This is a genomic window from Cellulosimicrobium arenosum (assembly GCF_014837295.1).
Taxonomy (GTDB): Bacteria; Actinomycetota; Actinomycetes; order Actinomycetales; family Cellulomonadaceae; genus Cellulosimicrobium; species Cellulosimicrobium arenosum.
This window is the reverse complement of sequence record NZ_JACYHB010000006.1, coordinates 65654-84257: the sequence shown is the minus strand read 5'-3', so window position 1 is coordinate 84257 and position 18604 is coordinate 65654. Positions and strand designations below refer to the sequence as shown.

Below are 18604 nucleotides of genomic sequence, written 5' to 3'. Positions count from 1 at the left end.
GCGACCACGATGACGGCGACCACGATGACGGCGACCACGATGACGGCGAGAGCAGGGGGAGCGGGGCCACGGCGACCGGACCGTCAGAGGTCGCTCGACCGTGATGCCCAGATGTTGATCCCCGTGTCCGACGGCAGCTGCGCGACCGCCGCGAGCTCGTCCTCGGACAGGCGCGGCGTGTCCACCGCGCGGAGCGTCTCGTCGAGCTGGTCGAGCGAGCTGGCCCCGACCACGACCGACGTGACCCGGGGGTCGCGCATGGCCCACGCGACCGCGGTGCGGGCCAGCGTCCTGCCCTGGGCACGCGCCAGCGCATCGAGGCGACGGACGCGTTCCAGGTTCTCCGTGGTCAGGAGCTCGGGTCGTAGCGGGCCGCCGCGCGCCGCACGAGACGCGGGAGGCACGTCGGCGAGGTAGCGGTCGGTCAGCATGCCCTGGGCGAGCGGTGAGAAGGCGACGACACCCAGCCCGGCGTCCCCCGCGACGTCGAGCAGCGAGCTGCCGCCGGCCGTCGGCTCCTCGATCCATCGGTTGAGCATCGAGTAGGACACCTGGGTGACCGTCAGGTCGACGCCGACGTCGGCGGCGACCGCCAGCGCCTCGCGCGTCCGGTCGGCGGAGTAGGACGAGATGCCGACGTACCGTGCGCGCCCCGAGCGCACCGCGGTCGCCAGCGCGCCGATCGTCTCGGTCAGGGGAGTCGTCGGGTCGAACCTGTGGCTGTAGAAGATGTCCACGTGGTCCAGGCCGAGCCGCCGCAGGGACGCGTCGAGCGAGGAGAGCAGGTACTTGCGCGAGCCCCCTTCGCCGTACGGGCCAGGTGTCATGCGGTACCCGGCCTTGGTGGTCACGACGAGCTCGTCGCGCAGGCCGTTCAGGTCGCGTGCGAGGAGCGTTCCGAGCGACTCCTCGGCGGCGCCACCCGGCGGTCCGTAGTTGTTCGCGAGGTCGAGGTGGGTGACGCCCCGGTCGACGGCGCCGAGCACGATCTCGCGCTGGCGTGCGAACGCGTCGCGGTGCGCGAAGTTCTGCCAGAGCCCCAGGGCGACGACGGGCAGGGCAAGTCCGCTCTGCCCCGCAGGCCGGAGGGGGAGCGGGGACGGCGTGGGGCGGCCGGTGCCGGAATCTGGACGGTGCACGGACCGACGGTAGTCGATGCGCGCGCGTCGGCCACTGCACGTGGTCGCGACCACAAATGCGCTGGCGCTCCGTCACGCGGTGCGGGAGGCTGGCCGTGGGCCCGCTCGGCGGGTCGCGACCGTCGGTCCGGCGGTCCCATCCCGACGACGAGGAGCCCTGTGATGGCGTCCGACCAGAACGAACCGTCCGAGAACGCCCCCACCGAGGACGCCAAGGCGAAGTTCCGTGAGGCTCTCGACCGCAAGAACGCGGCACAGCACCGCACCGCGGAGGGCGACCGGAACACGGGCTCCGTGCACGGTTCGGAGACCGTCGGGCCGGTGCAGAAGACGTTCCGTCGCAAGTCCGGCTGAGCGGTCGCGGTCAGCCCGCGGGACGCGCGAACCGGCGGCCGGTGACGGCGGTGGCGGTGACCTCCACCCATTCGTCCGTCGGTACGTCGACGAGCGGGACGACCGGTCCCACCGCGTCCTGGACGGCGGCGACCTCGGACGCCGTGTCGAGACGGCGTGCCGTACCGTGCAGGACGACGCTCCAGGCATGGTCCTCGTGCAGCGCGTCCCACTCGAGCGCGACGTGCTCGTTGGTCACGAGTGTCGCGAGCTTGGTGCCGGGCACGGTCCGGAACGCCGCGACGGCGTCGCCGGACCACACGGTCACGGGAAAGATGTCAGGTTCTCCACGAACGCTGACGGCCAGGCGCGCGACGTGCGTCCCGCGGATCAGCTGCCAGCAGTCGTCTGGCGCGAGCACCTCGGTCGTGTCTGGCGTGAATCCGGTCATGACTCAGGTTCGCCCGCAGTCCGCGTGACGCACAACGGCCGAAGGTCCCGTCCTGTCGGGGCCTTCGGCCGTTGCGCGTCGCACCGTCTCAGTCGAGCACGCGCAGCCCGATCGTCTGCTCCATGGCGGCGAGGGCGTCGATCACGCCGGTCGTGACGCGGGAGCCGACGTCGGTGACGACGTAGCCGAGGTCGCCGTGGGTCGCGAGGAGCTGCGCGTCGATGTTCGCACCGTGCTCGGCGAGCGTGGCGTTCACCGTCGCGAGCACACCTGGAGTGTTGCGGTGCAGGTGGGCGATGCGCGTGATCCCGGTGGTGTGCTCGAGCGCGAGGTTCGGCAGGTTCACGCTGAGCGTGGTCGATCCCGTCGTCAGGTAGTCGCGGAGCTTTGCCGAGACGAACTGGCCGATCGCCTCCTGCGCCTCCTGCGTGGAGCCGCCGATGTGCGGTGTGAGGATGACGTTCGGCAGCCCGCGCAGCTCGGAGTCGAACGGGTCCCCCTTGCGCTTGGGCTCCTCGGGGAAGACGTCCACGGCTGCGCCGGCGACGAGGCCCGACTCGATCGACTCGCGCAGCGCGCCGTAGTCCACGACGAACCCGCGCGACAGGTTGAGGAAGATCGAGCCCGGGCGCATGCGCGCGAACTGTGCCGCGCCGAACAGGCCGGCGTTCCCCTGGCGGCCGTCGACGTGCAGCGTCACGACGTCGGCGTGCGCGAGGAGGTCGTCGAGCGAGTCCATGCGGCGTGCGTTGCCGAGCGCGAGCTTCTCGGCCGTGTCGTAGAAGACCACGGACATGCCGAGGTTCTCGGCGACGACGGACAGCTGGGTGCCGATGTTGCCGTACCCGACGATGCCGAGCGTGCGGCCCCGCACCTCGTGCGCACCCTCGGCCGACTTGTCCCACGTGCCGTCGTGCAGCGCGCGGTCGCGCTCGGTCAGGCGACGGGTGAGCGCGATGATCTCGGACAGCGCGAGCTCGACGACGGAGCGGGTGTTCTGGAACGGGGCGTTGAACACGGCGACGCCCTGGGCCGCCGCGGACGGCAGGTCGATCTGGTTGGTGCCGATGCAGAAGGCGCCGAGCGCGACCAGGTCCGGGGCGTTCTCGAGCACGTTCGCGGTCACCGTGGTCTTGGACCGGATGCCGAGGAGGTGGACACCGTCGAGCGCGTCGATCAGCTCGGGCTCGTCGAGCGCGCCGGTACGGACGGTGACGTCGATCCCAGCAGCCTCGAGGTTCGAGACGGCGAGGGGGTGCAGGTTTTCGAGGAGGAGGGCGCGTAGCACGCTCTCATGGTGCGCCTCGTCCGTCCTGCGGACCAAACGGGTCTTGACCCGCAAGACGACGTGAACGGGCCGGTGCCCGGTCCCCGCGCTGATCAGGGGGACGCGGGCGACTCCTGCAGTCCTGCGGGCAACGGTTGCGCGTGCACGACGACGAGGCGCTGCGTCGGACGGGTCGCGGCGACGTAGAGGTCGCCCGGACCGCCGCCGCGGGTGGCGATGCGAGCCGGCTCGACGAGGACGACGCAGTCGAACTCCAGGCCCTTCGCCTCGACCGGTCCGAGGACGACGACGGGCGTGTCGGGCCCGGCGCCCACGACGCCGAGCCGCTCGCGCAGGGCCGACACGTCGGAGTCGGTCGCGATGACCGCGACCCGGCCCGACTCGTCGCGGACGAACTCGGCACGCGCGTCGCGGACCTCGCGCTCCACCGTGGTGAGCAGGTCGGTCGTGGGCACCACGCGCAGCGAGCCCGCGACGTCGCGGGCGGAGGTCTGGGGCGAGACCGGGAGACCGGCGGCCAGGGCAGCACGCCGCGCGGCGTCGGCCACCGTCGTCGGCGTGCGGTAGTTCACGGTCAGCTCCGCGAGCCGCCACCCGTCGCCGAGGACCGGCTCGAGCATCTGCGCCCACGACCGCGCGCCCGCCGGCGACGACGTCTGGGCGACGTCGCCGACGATCGTGAACGACCGGGTCGGGCAGCGCCGGACGAGCATGCGCCACGCCATCGCCGACAGCTCCTGCGCCTCGTCGACCACGACGTGCCCGTAGGTCCAGGACCGGTCCTGGGTCGCCCGCTCCGCCGTCGTCAGCCGGGGACCGGACGCCGCGAAGCGGTCGGCGAGCTCGTCCGCCCCGACGAGCCCGCCCGCCTCGGACGACTCGAGCACCTGACGCGCGTACTCGACGTCGGCCGTGCGCTGGGCCGCCTCTGCTGCTGCCTGGGCACGCTCCGCCTGGTCGTCCTCGCCGAGCAGCTCGGCCGCCTCGTCGAGCAGGGGGACGTCGTCCTCGGTCCACGGCGCGCCCTGCGCGCGCACCAGGAGGCGACGGTCCGCGGCGGACAGCGCGGGGGCGGCCTCGACGAGCCGGTGGGGCTTCGTCCACAGGTCCTCGACGAGGCGCTGGGGGGTGATCGGGAACCACGCGACGTTGAGCGCGACCCGTACGTCGCGGTCGGCACGCAGGTCCTCGAGCAGCACGGACCGGTCCTCCGGCGACAGCGGCTCGCCCTGCGCGCTCGCGTACTGCTCGGCGAGGCGTGCGAGCATCTCGCGGACGAACGTCACGCGTGCGAGGTTGTGCGGCTTGTGCGTGCGGCGCGCGTGCGCGATCGCGTCGCGCACGTCGCGCCGGCGGATCACCAGGTCCGTGCCGTCGACGCGCACCGGGACGTCGCGCGCCGGGACACGCTCGCGGGCGCGCACCGCGCGCCGCACGACGTCGGCCATGCCGGCGCGTCCCTTGACGAGGGCGACGTCCGGGGGCTCGACCGCGCGGGCACGCACGCCGGGCAGGATGTCGGCGAGGGTCGTGCTGACCACGCCGGTCTCGCCGAGAGACGGCAGGACCTGGTCGATGTAGTGCAGGAACGACCGGCTCGGCCCGACGAGGAGGACGCCCGAGCGCTCGAGCACGCGGCGGTGCGCGTAGAGCAGGTAGGCCGCGCGGTGCAGCGCGACGGCCGTCTTTCCGGTGCCGGGCCCGCCCTGCACCACGAGCGCGCCGGAGAGGGCCGACCGGATGATCGCGTCCTGCTCGGCCTGGATCGTCGCGACGATGTCGCCCATCCTGCCGGTGCGGCCGGCGGTCATGGCGGCGAGGAGCGCACCCTCGCCGGACAGGGTCGAGGCGTTGACGTCGCCCGCCGCGTCGAGGTCGAGGAGCTCGTCCTCGAGGCCGGTGACGCGCCGCGCGTGCGTCACGAGGTGGCGGCGGCGTGCCGCGCCGTCCGGCCGGGCGGACGTCGCCCGGTAGAACGTCTGTGCGGCAGGCGCGCGCCAGTCCGTGAGCATGCTGGTGTGCTCGGCGTCGGCGAGCCCGACGCGGCCGACGTACCGGGTCTCGCCGTCGACCAGGTCGAGGCGGCCGAAGACGAGCCGGTCCTCCACGCCGTCGAGCTGGGCGACCCGGTCCTCGTACAGCGTCGCGAAGGCGTCGCGCTCGCTCCGGTTCTGCGGTGACCCCGACGGGCCGGAGCGGCGCGTGCGCGCCAGCCGGTCGCGGGTGGCGGACCTGAGCTCGTCGAGCCGTGCGTACAGGCGGTCCACGACCGTCTGCTCGAGCTGGATCTCCTCAGAACGTCCCACGTGCACCTTCCGTCGTCCGGCCGTCCGCGCGGAGCGGCCGTCCATTATGACGCACCGGGGCGAGGGCGCAGGACCACGGCCCGGCCACGGCGGGTGGTGGGCGGCGGTCGGCCCCGGCGTCGGACTAGGATCGGGGGCCATGGCAACCAGAGGGGACGCGGCGTGGTGACCGAGCAGCACCGACAGCCCGATCCCCTGCTCGCGCGCACCGACCGGCTGCACCTCCTGCTGGTGGAGGACGACGACGGCGACGCCGTGCTCGTCGAGGCGCTGCTCGAGGAGACGGACCTGCGGTTCGAGCTCCACCGGGCGCGGAACCTCGACGACGCGTTGGATGCGCTCGACGCGTACCCCGTGGACTGCGTGCTGCTGGATCTCGGGCTGCCCGACGCCGTCGGCATGTCGGGCGTCGAACGGTTGCGCTCGGGCCAGGACCCGCCCGCCCTCGTGGTCCTCACAGGGCACGCGGGCGTCGATCTCGGTGTCCAGGCGGTCGCCGCCGGGGCCGACGACTACCTCGTCAAGGGCGAGGTGGAGCCGGACCTCCTGTCCCGCTCGGTGCACTACGCCGTGCAACGCAGCCTCTGGGCCGAGCAGCAGCGCGCGCTCTACCGCAGCCAGGTCCGGGCCGACGAGACGACGCGGCTCGAACGCGCGCTGCTCCCGACCCCGCTGGTGCGTGACGACGCGGTCGCGGTCATGGTCGGGTACGTCCCGGGCGGCAACGGGCTGCTCGGCGGTGACTTCTACGACGCCGTGGAACGCCCCGACGGCTCCGTGCTGTGCATCGTGGGCGACGTCGCCGGGCACGGGCCGGACGAGGCCGCCCTGGGCGCCACGTTGCGTACCGCCTGGCGGACCCTCGTGCTCGCCGACACGGCGCCCGAGGACCTGCTGCCGCTCCTGGAGCGCGTGCTCGTCCCGGAGCGGGCCCGGCCCGAGGTCTTCGTCACGCTGTGCCAGATCCTCGTCGCTCCCGAACGGACCCACGCCGACGTCTACCTCGCCGGTCACCCCGCCCCGATCGTGCTGGGCGCGGGCGCGACCCTGCTCGACACGTCGGCGCGCGGTCGTGCCCTGGGAATCCCCGTCCCCGGCGGCTGGAGGGCCCAGCGGGTCGAGCTCGGCGGACGCTGGACGATCATGCTCTACACCGACGGCCTGGTGGAGGCGACGCTGGCCGGGTCCGAGCACGCGGTGCCGGACGGCGGGCGCGCAGGCCGGCTCGAGCGCGTCGGGCTGGAAGGGCTGCGCGAGGTGGTCGACGTCGCGCTGGCGGACGGCACCGAAGGGATCGTCGAACGGGTGATCCGTCGCGTGCGCTCGTTGCACGGCGGGCCCCTGGTCGACGACGCCGCGATCCTGGTCGTCGGATGGGGCGGGCCGGACGACGCCCGGCCCGCGGGCCGGTCCGCGAGCCTCGCCGACTCCGCGGAGTGGGACCGGTGAGCCGCGCCCGCCGCACGGCGACGCTCCGCCGGCGTCTCGGGTGGTCCCTCGTCGTCGCCGGGATCCTCGTGCTCGGGGTGCTCGCGACGTCGGTCGTCGCGCTCTCCCGGGTCCTGACGCTGCAGGAGGAGGTCACCGGCTCCTACTTCGACGCGGTCACGGAGGCCGACACGGCCTACGTCGCGCTGCTGGACGCCGACGTCGCCGTGCGCTCCTACGCGGCGACCGGGGACACCACCTCTCTCGAGGCCTTCAACCGCGTCGTCGGACCCCAGTCCCCGATCGTGGCCGTCGACGCGGACCTCCTCGCGAGGATCGACCCCCGGCACGAGCTCACCGACGCCGCCGGGGCCGCCGAGGACTCCGCGCAGGCGTGGCTGGTGGGCTATGCCGAGCCGACCATCGCGACGACGCAGCGCGAGGGTCCGGACGCCGTGTCGTCCGACGACCAGCTCACCGGCCGGGTGCTGTTCGAGCAGGCCCGGTCGGACACCGCGCGCTACGTCGACCTCCTGCACGAGGTGCGGCTCTCCGCCGTCGACGCCCTGGACCGCTGGAACCGAGTCCTCTTCGGGAGCGTGCTGGTGCTCGTGGTGGCCGCGCTCGGTGTCGGCTTCGTCCTGTGGATCTTCCTCGAGCGCTGGGTCACGGATCCGCTCGCGAAGCTCTCGCACCGGGTACGCCGGGTGAGCTCCGGCAATCTCGACAAGGCCGTCGTCACGTCCGGGCCGGCGGAGATCGCCGACCTGGCACAGGACGTCGAGCAGATGCGGGTCGAGCTCGTGCGCCAGGTCGCGGAGATCTCCGCCGCGCACGAGGACGCGGAGCGCTCGCGCGAGCTCCTGGCAGAGCGCTCCGAGGAGCTGGAGCGCTCGAACCGGGACCTCGAGCAGTTCGCCTACGTGGCCTCGCACGACCTCCAGGAGCCGCTGCGCAAGGTGGCGAGCTTCACGCAGCTCCTGCGCAAGCGCTACGGGGGTCAGCTCGACGAGCGGGCGGACCAGTACATCGAGTTCGCCGTCGACGGTGCCAAACGGATGCAGCGCCTCATCCAGGACCTGCTCGGCTTCTCCAGGGTCGGACGGACCGGGAACGAGCAGGTCGACGTCGACCTGGGGGTGGAGCTCGAGTCGGTGCTCGCCGACCTCTCGGACCTCGTCGAGGAGTGCGGGGCGCGGGTCACGCACGACCCGCTGCCCGTCGTCTTCGGGGAGCGTGCGCTGCTGCGACAGCTCCTCGCGAACCTCGTCGGCAACGCGCTCAAGTTCCGCAGCCCCGATCGCGAACCGGTCGTGCACGTGGGTGTTCTCGCCCGTGCGACGCACTGGGAGCTCGCGGTCGAGGACAACGGGATCGGGATCGACGCGCAGTACGCCGACCGCGTGTTCGTGATCTTCCAGCGGCTCCACGCGAAGGACGTCTACGAGGGCACGGGCATCGGCCTCGCGCTGTGCAAGCGCATCGTCGAGTACCACGGCGGGCGGATCTGGATCGACCCTCGCGCGGACGGGACGACGGTACGCTTCACCCTGGCCCACGCCTACGTGCGGGCTCAGGCCGGGCACTCCCGGCCGGACGGCGCGGAGAGCGACGGCGCCCGCGACGGTGCTCGCGAGCATGAGGAGAGGACAGCATGAACAACGGCCCCCGTGCGATCGACGTGCTCCTGGTGGAGGACGACCCGGGCGACGTGCTCATGACGCGAGAGGCGTTCGAGGACCACAAGGTCACCAACCGCCTGTCCGTGGTGTCCGACGGGGTCAGCGCGATGGAGTTCCTGCGCAAGGAGGGAGAGCACCGGGACGCACCCACGCCGGACCTGATCCTCCTCGACCTCAACCTGCCGCGCATGGACGGTCGTGAGGTCCTCGCGGCGCTCAAGGCGGACGAGGCCTTGCGCAAGATCCCGGTCGTGGTGCTCACGACGTCGGAGGCCGAGGAGGACGTGGTCCGCAGCTACTCGCTGCACGCCAACGCCTACGTCACGAAGCCCGTCGACTTCGACCGCTTCATCGACGTCGTGCGTCAGATCGACGACTTCTTCGTCTCGGTGGTGCGGCTGCCGGGTCACTGACCACCGGCTCGTCCCGGGAAGGATCTCGCGGCCCGCGGCGTTGACGGGACCGTGGGGGATGGGCGACGCGACGAGGAGGACAGGATGCTGGACCCGCAGGGACTCTACGAGGTCGACGAGGAGGCAGTCGCGCGCCTGCTGCCCTCGTCCGTGGACGAGGGCACGGGACCCGTGCTGATCCACGCGATCGGAGGGTTCGTGGACGCCGGCAGCGCCGGCGAGGTAGCGGTGACGCACCTGCTCGAGGCGGACGACGTGACCAGGGTCGTGACCTTCGACGCCGACCAGCTCGTCGACTACCGCGCGAAGCGCGCCACGATGACGTTCAGCTCGGACCACTGGTCGGACTACGACGAGCCACGCCTGGTGATCGACCACGTGCGCGACGCAGAGGGCGCCGGGTTCCTCCTGCTGCACGGCAGCGAGCCGGACGTGCAGTGGGAGCGCATGGTCGCTGCGGTGCGAGACATCGTGCAGCGGCTCGGCGTCTCGCTGACCGTCGGCTTCCACGGGATCCCCATGGGCATCCCGCACACCCGTCCGCTGTCGGTCACGGCGCACGCGACCCGGCCGGAGCTCCTCGGGGAGCACGCGTCGTGGTTCGGCACGGTGAAGGTCCCCGCGAGCCTGGGTGCGCTGCTCGAGCTGCGGCTCGGTCGGGCCGGGCACGACGCGGTCGGCTACTCCGTCCACGTCCCGCACTACCTGGCCCAGTCCTCGTTCCCGCCCGCCGCGGTCGTGGCGCTCGAGTCCGTGCAACGCGTGACGGGCCTCGACCTGCGGACCGGTGGGCTGGCTGCGGCGTCGTCGGAGGCCGTCGCGGAGGTGGAGCGCCAGGTGGCGGAGTCGGACGAGGTCGCGGCGGTCGTCCGTGCGCTCGAGGAGCAGTACGACTCGTTCACCCGTTCCGTGGGGCGGACCAGCCTGCTCGCGGAGTCCGCACCGATCCCGACCGCCGACGAGCTCGGCGACGAGTTCGAACGATTCCTGGCCCAGCAGTCCGGCGACTGACGGACGGTCCGCACGGGGCCGCCACGTCCGGGACGGTTCCCTTCCGGGAGCACCCGTTCCGGACATCTCGCCGGCAGGACGTCGCCGTCGGCCCGTGGTGCGAGGCCGTCGTCCGTGCCACACTGTGGCCCGTTGCACGGATGTGCTGCGCGACGGAGCCGGGTCGTGATCGAGGGCCCGGCGCGCGCAGCGTGCTCGCTGCGACGGACGGGGTGGACGAAGGGTCCACCCGCTGATGTCCCCGGACGGACAGAAGAGGAAGAGCATGGCTCAGGGTTCTGTGAAGTGGTTCAACTCCGAGAAGGGCTACGGCTTCATCGCGCAGGAGGGCGGCGGTGCCGACGTCTTCGTGCACTACTCGGCGATCGAGACGCAGGGATACCGCACGCTCGAAGAGGCGCAGCGGGTCGAGTTCGAGATCACCCAGGGCCCCAAGGGTCCGCAGGCGGAGCAGGTCCGCCCGCTCTGACGGGCTGGCGCGCCGCGCAGGGCCGTCCGTGACGGTCCGCCCAGGAGCCGCGTCCCCCTCGGGGGCGCGGCTCCTGGCATTCGTGTCATCGGTCGGCGTCGTGCGGCAGGCCGAAGGGACCGGTCGACCCGACGAAGCTCGAGAGCTCGCTCCCGGTGAGGATGCGGGCCGGTAGGGGGAGCGAGCGCAGCGCACGGGCGAGCGACGGCGCGCCGAGGTCGGGAACCGCGTCGTCGCCCGTCGCCCCGCCCGGACGGACGGCGACGAGCACCACGTTGCCGTAGCGCCGGCCCTTGAGCTGCGCGGGCTCGGCGACCAGGGCGACGCGGTCCGCCGCGTCACGCGGGTCCTCGACGTCGGGACCGTCGGTCGTCTCCGTGGCCGCCACGGTCGCGCGGAGCGTCGCGACCTCGCCGCGTGCCCTGTGCAGCGGTGGGCGATCGGCGCAGTTCACCAGGTACGTGCCACCCGGCCGCAGCACACGCCGCACGGATCGTCCCGCGTCCTGCGAGACGAGGTGGTCCGGGGTGGTGTCGCCCGCGAACACGTCGCGCACGACGACGTCGAACGCCGCGGGCGCGAGCGTGCCGAGGACCTCGCCGGCCTCGCCGGAACGCAGCCGCAGCCGCGGCGAGCGCGGCAGGTCGAACCATCCGCGCACGAGCACGAGCAGCTGCTCGTCGACGTCGACACCCACCTGGCGCGAGCCCGGGCGGGTGTGCTCCACCCACCGGGCGAGCGTGCAGCCGCCGGCCCCGAGGTGCAGCACCCGCAACGGCCCGGGCGGCAGCTGGTCGATCACCGCGGCCATCTGCTGCATGTACTCGAAGGCCAGGAACCCGGGATCGGTGAGGTCGAGGTGTGAGCTCGGCACGCCGTTCACGTAGAGAGTGACCGACTCCGGGCGGTCCCGGTCCCGCTCCACGCGCGCGGTCCCGGTGGTCGTCGTCACGTCCTGCGTCGGCAGCTCGCGGACCGTGACACCACCGGCCCCGCGGGACGCCCGACGGCGACCCGCTGTGGGTGGCTCGGTGGACTCTGGAGACCGACGCGGACGGTCGGTGCGTCGGGGCATGTGCCCACCGTATGCGTCAGGCGGTCTGCAGCCGCACGCGGGGCACACCGCGGGATTGACAGGATCGAACAGGTGTTCGATAGTGAGCACGGGAGGTGCACCATGGTGGGTCAGGTGGGAGCGACGAGGCCGAGGCGGACGATCTCGGCGGTGGAGCCGGCTCGGGTGCCCGTTGATGCGCGGCGCGCGATCGCGAGGGCGGACGCCGAGCTGGCGGCGGCCGCGGTCGCCGACGACCCGGCCGAGCGTTTCGTCCACGCCCACCTGGGCGCCCTGCGCGCCGCGGCCGCCGTCGTGGTGCTGCGCGGACGACCGGCGCGTGCCCGTTCGCGCTCGGTGTGGGACCTGCTCGCCGACGTCGAGCCCGAGCTCGCGCCGTGGTCGGTGTACTTCGCCAGCGGTGCGCGGGTGCGGGCCGCGGTCGACGCGGGCCGCTTCGACGTCGTCGACGCCCGCCGCGCGGACGAGCTCCTGGCGTGTGCGGAGGACTTCCGCGACGAGGCGGCGATGCTCGTCGACCCCGACACCGGGTTCGCGAGGCTCCCCGGGGTGCGGACGGCGGCGTCGTGAGCGAGTGCTGCACCGGCAGGGTGTCGTGAGCCGCGGTCCGCGCGCGGTCGTCCGGCGGGACTGGGGCGACGACGAGGACGGCTGCTCGATCCTGCACGTCGACATGGACGCGTTCTTCGCGGCGGTCGAGCTCGCACGTCGCCCCGAGCTCGTCGGGCGGCCGGTCGTCGTGGGTGGCGCACAGCGCGGTGTGGTGCTCGCCGCGACCTACGAGGCGCGCGCGTTCGGCATCCACTCGGCGATGCCGATGGTCACGGCACGTCGGCTGTGTCCGGGAGCCGTGGTCGTGCCGCCGGACCATCGCCGGTACCTCGAGGTGTCGCGCTCGGTGATGCGGGCGTTGCACGACGTGACGGCCATCGTCGAGCAGGTGAGCGTCGACGAGGCCTTCCTCGACGTACGGGGCGCACGTCGGCGGCTCGGGCCCCCGACGGCCATCGGGGCGGCGCTGCGACGACGGGTGCACGCGGAGCACGGCATCACCTGCTCGGTCGGGATCGCGACCACGAAGTTCGTGGCCAAGCTCGCCTCGACGCACGCCAAGCCGGACGGGATGATGCTGATCCCCGCGGCGGCGACCGTGCCGTTCCTGCGCGAGCTCCCCGTCGGTGCCCTGTGGGGCGTGGGAGCGAGCACGGAACGTCGACTTGCCGGCCGGGGTATCCACACGGTCGCCGAGCTGGCCGACAGCGACGTCGTGGAGCTTCAGGGGGCCGTCGGCCGGGTCAACGGAGCACACCTGCACGACCTCGCCTGGGGTCGCGACCCTCGCCCCGTCGTCCCGGAGCGGACCGAGCGGTCGATCGGTGCCGAGTCGACGTTCGAGCACGACGTCCGCGACCCCGCGGACGTCGACACCCGGCTCCTCGCCCTGTCGGACCGGTGCGCAGGACGTCTGCGAGCTCAGGGTCTCGTCGCGCGGACCGTGAGCGTGAAGGTTCGTACGAGCGACTTTCGGACGGTCGGACGCGCTCGAACCCTGGCCGCGCCCACGGACGTCGCGCGCGAGATCTACCTCGTCGCCCGCGAGCTCCTCGCCGGGGTGGACCTGCGCGGCCTCGCCGTCCGCCTCGTCGGTGTCAGAGCGGAGGGGCTGGGCCGCCGCGCAGAGGTGGTGGTGCAGCCGACCCTGGAGGAGGCCGTCTCGGGAGCGGGCGCCACGCGACGCCGGGCCGAGGAGGCCGTCGACGCGGTCCGGGGGCGATTCGGGTCGCGATCCATCGGTCTGGGGCCCTCTCCTGTGCACTCGACTACCACCGCGGCCCATGTCGATCTATCCTGAGGGGGACACTCGACGACCGCGGAGAAACGAGGTGCTCATGCCTCTGTCTGAGTACGAGCAAAAAGTACTGGAGCAGATGGAGCGCGCGCTCACCTCGGACGATCCGCGCCTCGCCAACACCCTCCAGTCGCCCCGACGGCGATCCGCCTGGCGCTACGTCCTGGCCGGTCTGGGAGTCGTCGTCGGACTGCTGCTGCTGGTGCTGGGAGCTGCGCTGTCGCAGACCTGGCTGGGCGTGGCCGGCTTCGCGCTGATGTTCGGTGGCGTCGTCCTCGTCTTCCAGAGGCCGCGCCGGTCCGGTGGCGGCCCGGTGGGCACGGTGCAGACCGACGGGTCCGTGCGCCCCGCCGCGCCGGCGAAGGCGTCGCGGACGACGTTCCTCAACCGGCTCGAGGAGCGGTGGGAGCGTCGTCGAGAGCAGGGCGGGCGCTGAGGGCTGAGTCAACCCCGCGCTCGGCGATGCCGACGAGCTCCACGAGCCTGTCGGCGGTCGGACGCGAGGGCCGCGGCGCGTAGCGCTGGTCCTCCAGGGCGGAGGTGAGCTCGACGAGCGCCTCGACGGCGTCGGCGTCGGGCCCCTCGCCGCCGGTGGCGACGCGGACCGCGTTCACCACGGCGTCGGGGATGTCACGTGGGGTCGTCGACGACGGCACCGACACGCCGAGCGCCTCCAGACGTGCGTCGAGCTCCGCCCAGGCCCCCTCGGGGTCGCGGACCTCTTCCGTCGTCACGCGGCGTCGCGCGACGAGCCAGAGGACGCCCCCGGCGAGCAGCAGGACGACGAGCACGGTCACGGCCACGAGCACGGCCGGTGCGCCGCGCTCGGCGCCGCTGCCGGACCCGACGTCCGCACCCTGGGTGGCTGACGGCGAGGGGACGTCCGTCGCCGTCGGTGAGTCGGACGCCGTCGGGACCTCCTGCGGGATCTCCGCGGACGAGCCCGTGTCCTGTGCGGTCGGCAGCGCCCAGCTCGGCGCAGCACCGGTCTGCTGTGCCGGCGTCGGCTCGAAGCGGACCCAGCCCTGGCCAGGGAAGTACAGCTCCGGCCAGGCGTGGGAGTCGCGACCGGTGACCTCGTACGTCGATTCCCCGGCCGAGGACCCGGGGAGGAAGCCCACCCCCAGGCGCGCGGGGATCCCGAGGCCTCGCGCCATCATCGTCATCGCCGTCGCGTACTGCACGCAGTAGCCGGTCCGGCTCTGCAGGAAGTCCCACACGGCGTCGCCGGAGTCGCCCGGGGGCACCTGCGTCGAGTAGGTGAAGCGGGCGGGGTCGCGGAAGAACTCCTGGAGGGCCAGCGCCTGGTCGTACCGGGTGCCGGCGGAGTCGGTGACCTGCGCGGCGAGGTCCCGGATGTCCTGGTCGTGCTCGGAGGGCGGGACGTCGAGGTAGTTGGGGTCGTCCGGGTCGTCGCCGCTCGTGTCCCGGAGCGCGTCGGCAGTCAGGTCCCGTGGATAGGTGCGCATCGCGTACGTGGTGCCCGCACGGGTCGGTTCCTGGCCCAGCACCTCGTCCCGCACGTCGTCGTACGTCCAGTCGTCCTCCGCGTCCAGGGACCGCGGCTCGGTCGGGAGAGGGAGCTTCGTGTCGCGCAAGGACTCCAGCGTGACCCGAAGTCCCACGGGGTCGACCGGGTCGACCTGCTGCGGCCACAGGATCTGGTCGTCCGACTCGACGGGTTCGCCCAGCCGGTCCTCGCCGCGACGCCAGTTCGTGCCGTCGAACCCGGTCAGCGTGAACATGCGCAGCGGGCCGGCGTCGGTCTCCCCGTCGGTGGTGTAGCGCAGCACGACCTGCTCGGAGCGTGCCTCGAGGTCGCGCCGCATGTCCAGGTCGTCGGAGAGCCGGACCGTCTGACCCGTCGAGGAGAACAGCCGCGACCACGACGACGACGCCACCTGTGGCAGGACGGTGCTCGCCGACCCCACACCGAGACCGACGAGGGAGACGACGAGGGCGACGGCGACGACCGCCGTCGCACGCAGGCCCGTGACGGCGCGGTGACGGGGGGCACCCGGCAGCCGTCGGACCGTACGGTGCGGGTTGTCGAGAGCGAGCAGCACCACGAGGGCGGTGACGGTGAGGAGGAAGGCGGCCGTGGAGACGTCGCCCTCGATGACCAGTCCGGGCACCCACAGCGCGATCAGCGGCAGCCCGGCGACCGGGCCGAGGCGGAGCCCGCCCGCGACGAGGTCCGTGACGAGGAACACCACGACGGCGCCCCCGACGACGAGCAGCTCGATCGGGAGGCTGGGATCGATCGGCGCGACCTCGGCGAGCGTGAGCTCTCGTGCCGTCTGGAGCCGCGAGAAGAGCCGGTCGACGTTGCTCAGCCCGATCAGCAGCGAGAACCTGTCGGTGGGGCCGCCGTAGAGGCCCAGGAGCGCCCACGCGCCGGTGACGGCGCCCGCGAGGGTGGGCAGCAGCGCGACGGGCGGGCTCAGCTCCTCGTCGCGGGCGGCGTGCGCGCGCTCGAGCGCGAGGCGCGCGAGCCCGGTCACCGCGGTGAGGACGAGGACGGTCCGCACGATGGTCTCGGACCAGGTGCCGGGTCCCACGACCGCGCCGAGCGCGTACGCGGACGCGATCACGGCCACCGCGACGCACGCGCTCGTGCCCAGCACGCGTCCGGCGACGCGCGCGGTCGACCCGGGGGGCGCGGTCATCGATTCTCCTCCACGAGTCGGGACCAGGCGTGCTCGATCGGGTGACCGGGCTCGACCACGGCGACGTGCCAACCCGTCGCGCGCAGCGCCGAGGCCGTCGCGAGCGCGTCCTCGTGCGAGGCCGTCCGGGACCGCGGGGAGACGACGAGTGCCCGGTGCACCGCGTCGGTCGCCATCTCCGACACGGCGTGGCGGGCCAACGGGCCGAGCGGGCCGAGCACGGCAACGGTCCGTTCCCCGGGCCGGTGCGCGGTGCGCAGCGCCTCGGCGGTGGCCCGCGCGGCCCGGTCGGCGGCCGCGACGCCCGGATGGCCCTGCAGGTCGACCGTGGCGTCCAGCAGGTCGGCGACCCCCTCGCCCGCACGGTGGACCCCGAACGACGAGTCCTCGACCACCGGTACGGCGCTCGTCGGCACCAGGCGCACCGGGTGCCCGGCCTGCAGGAGCGCGACCCCGATCGACGCGGCCGCCTCGACGGCCCACTCCCCGTCCGCCTGCTGCCGACCGCCCGGTCCTCCCGCGCTACCCGGGCCCGCCGGCCCGGCAGCGTCGGCAGCAGGCAGCAGGCCCCGGTCGAGCAGCACCGTGACCGGGGGCAGACCCGCGCTCTCGTCGGTCCGGACCATCAGGTGCCCCTGGCGCGCGGCGCTCGCCCAGTGCACCCGGCGCGGGTCGTCACCGGCGACGTACTCCCGCAGGACGGAGTCGTCGCTCGAGGCCAGCCGGGCACCCGCCACGGACCGCTCCTGCTCACCGAACGCTCGGCTGCCGCGCACCGACAGCTCGACGGTGCGTGGCCACACCGCCACGAGGTTCGTGCCGCCCAGCTCCTGCGTCGCGCTGACGAGGCCGAGCGCGTCGACCTGGGTGGTCAGGAGCGGGCCGAGGGGCCAGCGCCCGCGCCGCGACGGCCGCAGGCGGTACTGCACGCTCACGTGGTCGTCGTGACTCGTGACCCGGGCGCGCAGCGCACCCTGGTCGCACAGCTCGTGGGCGGCCTGCTCGCTGATGCGCAGGCGGGAGAGAGCGCCGACCGCCGACGCCGACGGCCGGGCGGCGCGCACCGTGAGTCGCGCCGTCGTCAGCTGGTCCCGCACCGTCGGGCTCGGGGACACCCGTCGGGTCGCACGCAACGCGCTGCGACCCCGGTCGACGCGTCGGACCGTCATCCAGGCCCACGCGAGCGCGACGGCGCCGACGCCGGCCCCGCCCAGCCCGACGACGTCGGGCAGCCCCAGGACGACCCCGACGACGACGAGCACCGTCCCGGCCGCGAGCAGCCCGAGCCCGCGCCGCGTGAGGCGGGCGCGGGCGAGCGGGCGGCGGCGACGGCGCAGCGTCTCGATCACGGACCGGGCGTGCACGTCAGCGCCGCTCGGCTGCTTCCAGCACGGGGACCGCGGTCTGCGCCACGATCGAGGCGACGACCGCTGCGGCGTCCTGGCCGGAGAGCCGGGTCTCGGTGGTGACCACGAGCCGGTGTGCGAGGACGGGGACCGCGAGGAACTGCACGTCGTCGGGGAGCACGTGCTCCCGCCCTGCCAGCGCGGCGATCGCCTTCGCCGCGCGCAGCAGCTGCAGCGACGTGCGCGGTGACGCGCCGAGGCGCAGGCCCGGGTGCTGCCGGGTCGCGTCGACGAGGGCGAGGACGTACCTCTTGACGGCCTGGGACGCGTGGACGGCGCGCACGACCCGCGCGTACCGCAGGATGCTCGCCCCGTCCGTGACGGGGCCGAGCCGGTCGAGCGGGTCCTGCGACTCCTGGAGGTCCAGCATGCGCAGCTCGGCCTCCCGGTCGGGATAGCCGACGCTCAGCCGTGCCATGAAGCGGTCGCGCTGGGCCTCCGGGAGCGGGTACGTGCCCTCCATCTCGACCGGGTTCTGCGTCGCCACCACGAGGAAGGGATGGGGGAGCGGATGCGTGGTCCCGTCGACGGTGACCTGGCCCTCCTCCATGCACTCGAGCAGCGCCGACTGGGTCTTGGGCGACGCGCGGTTGATCTCGTCGCCGATGACGATGTTGGCGAACACCGGGCCGCGCCGGAACTCGAACTCGTGATCGGCCGCCCGGTAGATGTTCACGCCCGTCAGGTCGCTCGGGAGCAGGTCGGGGGTGAACTGCACGCGACCCGCCTGGCAGTCGATGGTCCGCGCGAGCGCCTTCGCCAGCGTCGTCTTGCCCACTCCCGGGACGTCCTCGAGGAGCAGGTGCCCCTGCGCGAGGAGGACGGCGAGGGTGACGGTGATCAGGTCCGGGCGACCGGTGACGACGGACTCGATCCCGGCGCGGATCCTGCTCGTCGTCTCGACGAGCTCGTCCAGGCCGGTGAGGTCGTCGGCCGTCGCGGTGGCGGGCGCGATGTCGGGGAGCACGTGGACCTCCGTCGTCGGGGGCCGGTCGCGGGAGCTGTCGAACCGGGGAGTACGAGCCTAGTTGACGTGCGCTCACCTGCCGACCGGCGTGTGACCACCAGGAGTGCGGGCCGGACGG

At 73.4% G+C, this 18604-nt stretch carries 17 protein-coding genes; 9 read left to right on the top strand and 8 right to left on the bottom strand.

Translation table 11 applies throughout. The annotated features are described in order from the left end of the window. Nucleotides 1-83: 83 nt before the first annotated feature. Entirely contained in the window at nucleotides 84-1139 is a 1056-nt protein-coding gene (locus IF651_RS09160) for an aldo/keto reductase (RefSeq protein WP_191828804.1), read from the bottom strand. A 162-nt stretch (nucleotides 1140-1301) separates the two neighbouring features. On the opposite strand from IF651_RS09160, the gene IF651_RS09155 reads away from it, so the two are divergent. Continuing rightward, the gene (locus tag IF651_RS09155; RefSeq protein WP_191828803.1) at nucleotides 1302-1493 is read left to right on the top strand and encodes a DUF5302 domain-containing protein; all 192 of its coding nucleotides are present in this window, start codon (nucleotides 1302-1304) and stop codon (nucleotides 1491-1493) included. 10 nt (nucleotides 1494-1503) lie between these two features. On the opposite strand, the gene IF651_RS09150 is transcribed toward IF651_RS09155, so the two are convergent. From IF651_RS09150 to IF651_RS09140, 3 genes are all read right to left on the bottom strand, one after another. Next, nucleotides 1504-1923 (bottom strand): pyridoxamine 5'-phosphate oxidase family protein, encoded by a 420-nt coding sequence (locus IF651_RS09150; protein WP_191828802.1) that lies wholly within the window; start codon nucleotides 1921-1923, stop codon nucleotides 1504-1506. Between the two features lie 88 nt (nucleotides 1924-2011). After that, on the bottom strand, nucleotides 2012-3211 hold the full coding sequence (serA, locus tag IF651_RS09145) for a phosphoglycerate dehydrogenase (protein ID WP_191828801.1): 1200 nt from the start codon (nucleotides 3209-3211) through the stop codon (nucleotides 2012-2014). A gap of 92 nt (nucleotides 3212-3303) precedes the next feature. Continuing rightward, a complete protein-coding gene (locus tag IF651_RS09140) occupies nucleotides 3304-5562 on the bottom strand; it encodes a HelD family protein (RefSeq protein ID WP_191828800.1) in 2259 nt (752 codons plus the stop codon). A 120-nt stretch (nucleotides 5563-5682) separates the two neighbouring features. Here IF651_RS09140 and IF651_RS09135 point away from each other — a divergent pair, with 120 nt between their 5' ends. From IF651_RS09135 to IF651_RS09115, 5 genes are all read left to right on the top strand, one after another. Beyond that, entirely contained in the window at nucleotides 5683-6966 is a 1284-nt protein-coding gene (locus tag IF651_RS09135; protein WP_338403867.1) for a PP2C family protein-serine/threonine phosphatase, read from the top strand. Next, nucleotides 6963-8603, top strand: a complete 1641-nt coding sequence (locus IF651_RS09130) for a sensor histidine kinase (RefSeq protein WP_338403866.1) — start codon at nucleotides 6963-6965, stop codon at nucleotides 8601-8603. Before IF651_RS09135 ends, IF651_RS09130 begins: the two co-directional genes overlap by 4 nt. Beyond that, entirely contained in the window at nucleotides 8600-9040 is a 441-nt protein-coding gene (locus tag IF651_RS09125) for a response regulator (RefSeq protein ID WP_191828797.1), read from the top strand. The genes IF651_RS09130 and IF651_RS09125 overlap by 4 nt, the downstream gene beginning before the upstream one ends. A gap of 84 nt (nucleotides 9041-9124) precedes the next feature. Then, nucleotides 9125-10051 carry a PAC2 family protein gene (locus IF651_RS09120; RefSeq protein ID WP_191828796.1) on the top strand — a complete coding sequence of 309 codons (927 nt, stop codon included), beginning with the start codon at nucleotides 9125-9127 and terminating at the stop codon, nucleotides 10049-10051. A 265-nt stretch (nucleotides 10052-10316) separates the two neighbouring features. After that, a complete protein-coding gene (locus IF651_RS09115) occupies nucleotides 10317-10520 on the top strand; it encodes a cold-shock protein (protein ID WP_191828795.1) in 204 nt (67 codons plus the stop codon). Between the two features lie 85 nt (nucleotides 10521-10605). Here the strand turns inward: IF651_RS09115 and IF651_RS09110 are convergent, their stop codons facing one another. Next, nucleotides 10606-11472: a spermidine synthase gene (locus tag IF651_RS09110; RefSeq protein WP_338403865.1), complete on the bottom strand. Its 867-nt coding sequence runs from the start codon at nucleotides 11470-11472 to the stop codon at nucleotides 10606-10608. Nucleotides 11473-11760: 288 nt separating this feature from the next. On the opposite strand from IF651_RS09110, the gene IF651_RS09105 reads away from it, so the two are divergent. From IF651_RS09105 to IF651_RS09095, 3 genes are read left to right on the top strand one after another with little or no spacing between them, the layout of a single operon-like run. Then, nucleotides 11761-12165: an SAV_6107 family HEPN domain-containing protein gene (locus IF651_RS09105; RefSeq protein WP_338403864.1), complete on the top strand. Its 405-nt coding sequence runs from the start codon at nucleotides 11761-11763 to the stop codon at nucleotides 12163-12165. Nucleotides 12166-12190: 25 nt separating this feature from the next. Further along, nucleotides 12191-13447 (top strand): DNA polymerase IV, encoded by a 1257-nt coding sequence (gene dinB / locus IF651_RS09100; protein WP_338403863.1) that lies wholly within the window; start codon nucleotides 12191-12193, stop codon nucleotides 13445-13447. A 37-nt stretch (nucleotides 13448-13484) separates the two neighbouring features. Continuing rightward, entirely contained in the window at nucleotides 13485-13880 is a 396-nt protein-coding gene (locus IF651_RS09095) for a DUF3040 domain-containing protein (RefSeq protein ID WP_191828793.1), read from the top strand. Here the strand turns inward: IF651_RS09095 and IF651_RS09090 are convergent. Genes IF651_RS09090 through IF651_RS09080 form a run of 3 tightly spaced genes read right to left on the bottom strand, consistent with a single transcriptional unit; the run spans nucleotide 13828 to nucleotide 18486 of the window. After that, a complete protein-coding gene (locus IF651_RS09090; protein WP_191828792.1) occupies nucleotides 13828-16113 on the bottom strand; it encodes a transglutaminase TgpA family protein in 2286 nt (761 codons plus the stop codon). The two genes, IF651_RS09095 and IF651_RS09090, sit on opposite strands and share 53 nt — an antisense overlap. Then, nucleotides 16110-17462 (bottom strand): DUF58 domain-containing protein, encoded by a 1353-nt coding sequence (locus IF651_RS09085; protein ID WP_338403862.1) that lies wholly within the window; start codon nucleotides 17460-17462, stop codon nucleotides 16110-16112. The genes IF651_RS09090 and IF651_RS09085 overlap by 4 nt, the downstream gene beginning before the upstream one ends. A 16-nt stretch (nucleotides 17463-17478) precedes the next feature. Next, complete coding sequence (locus IF651_RS09080; RefSeq protein WP_191828791.1) at nucleotides 17479-18486, bottom strand: AAA family ATPase; 1008 nt, start codon at nucleotides 18484-18486, stop codon at nucleotides 17479-17481. Between the last annotated feature and the right edge of the window lie 118 nt (nucleotides 18487-18604).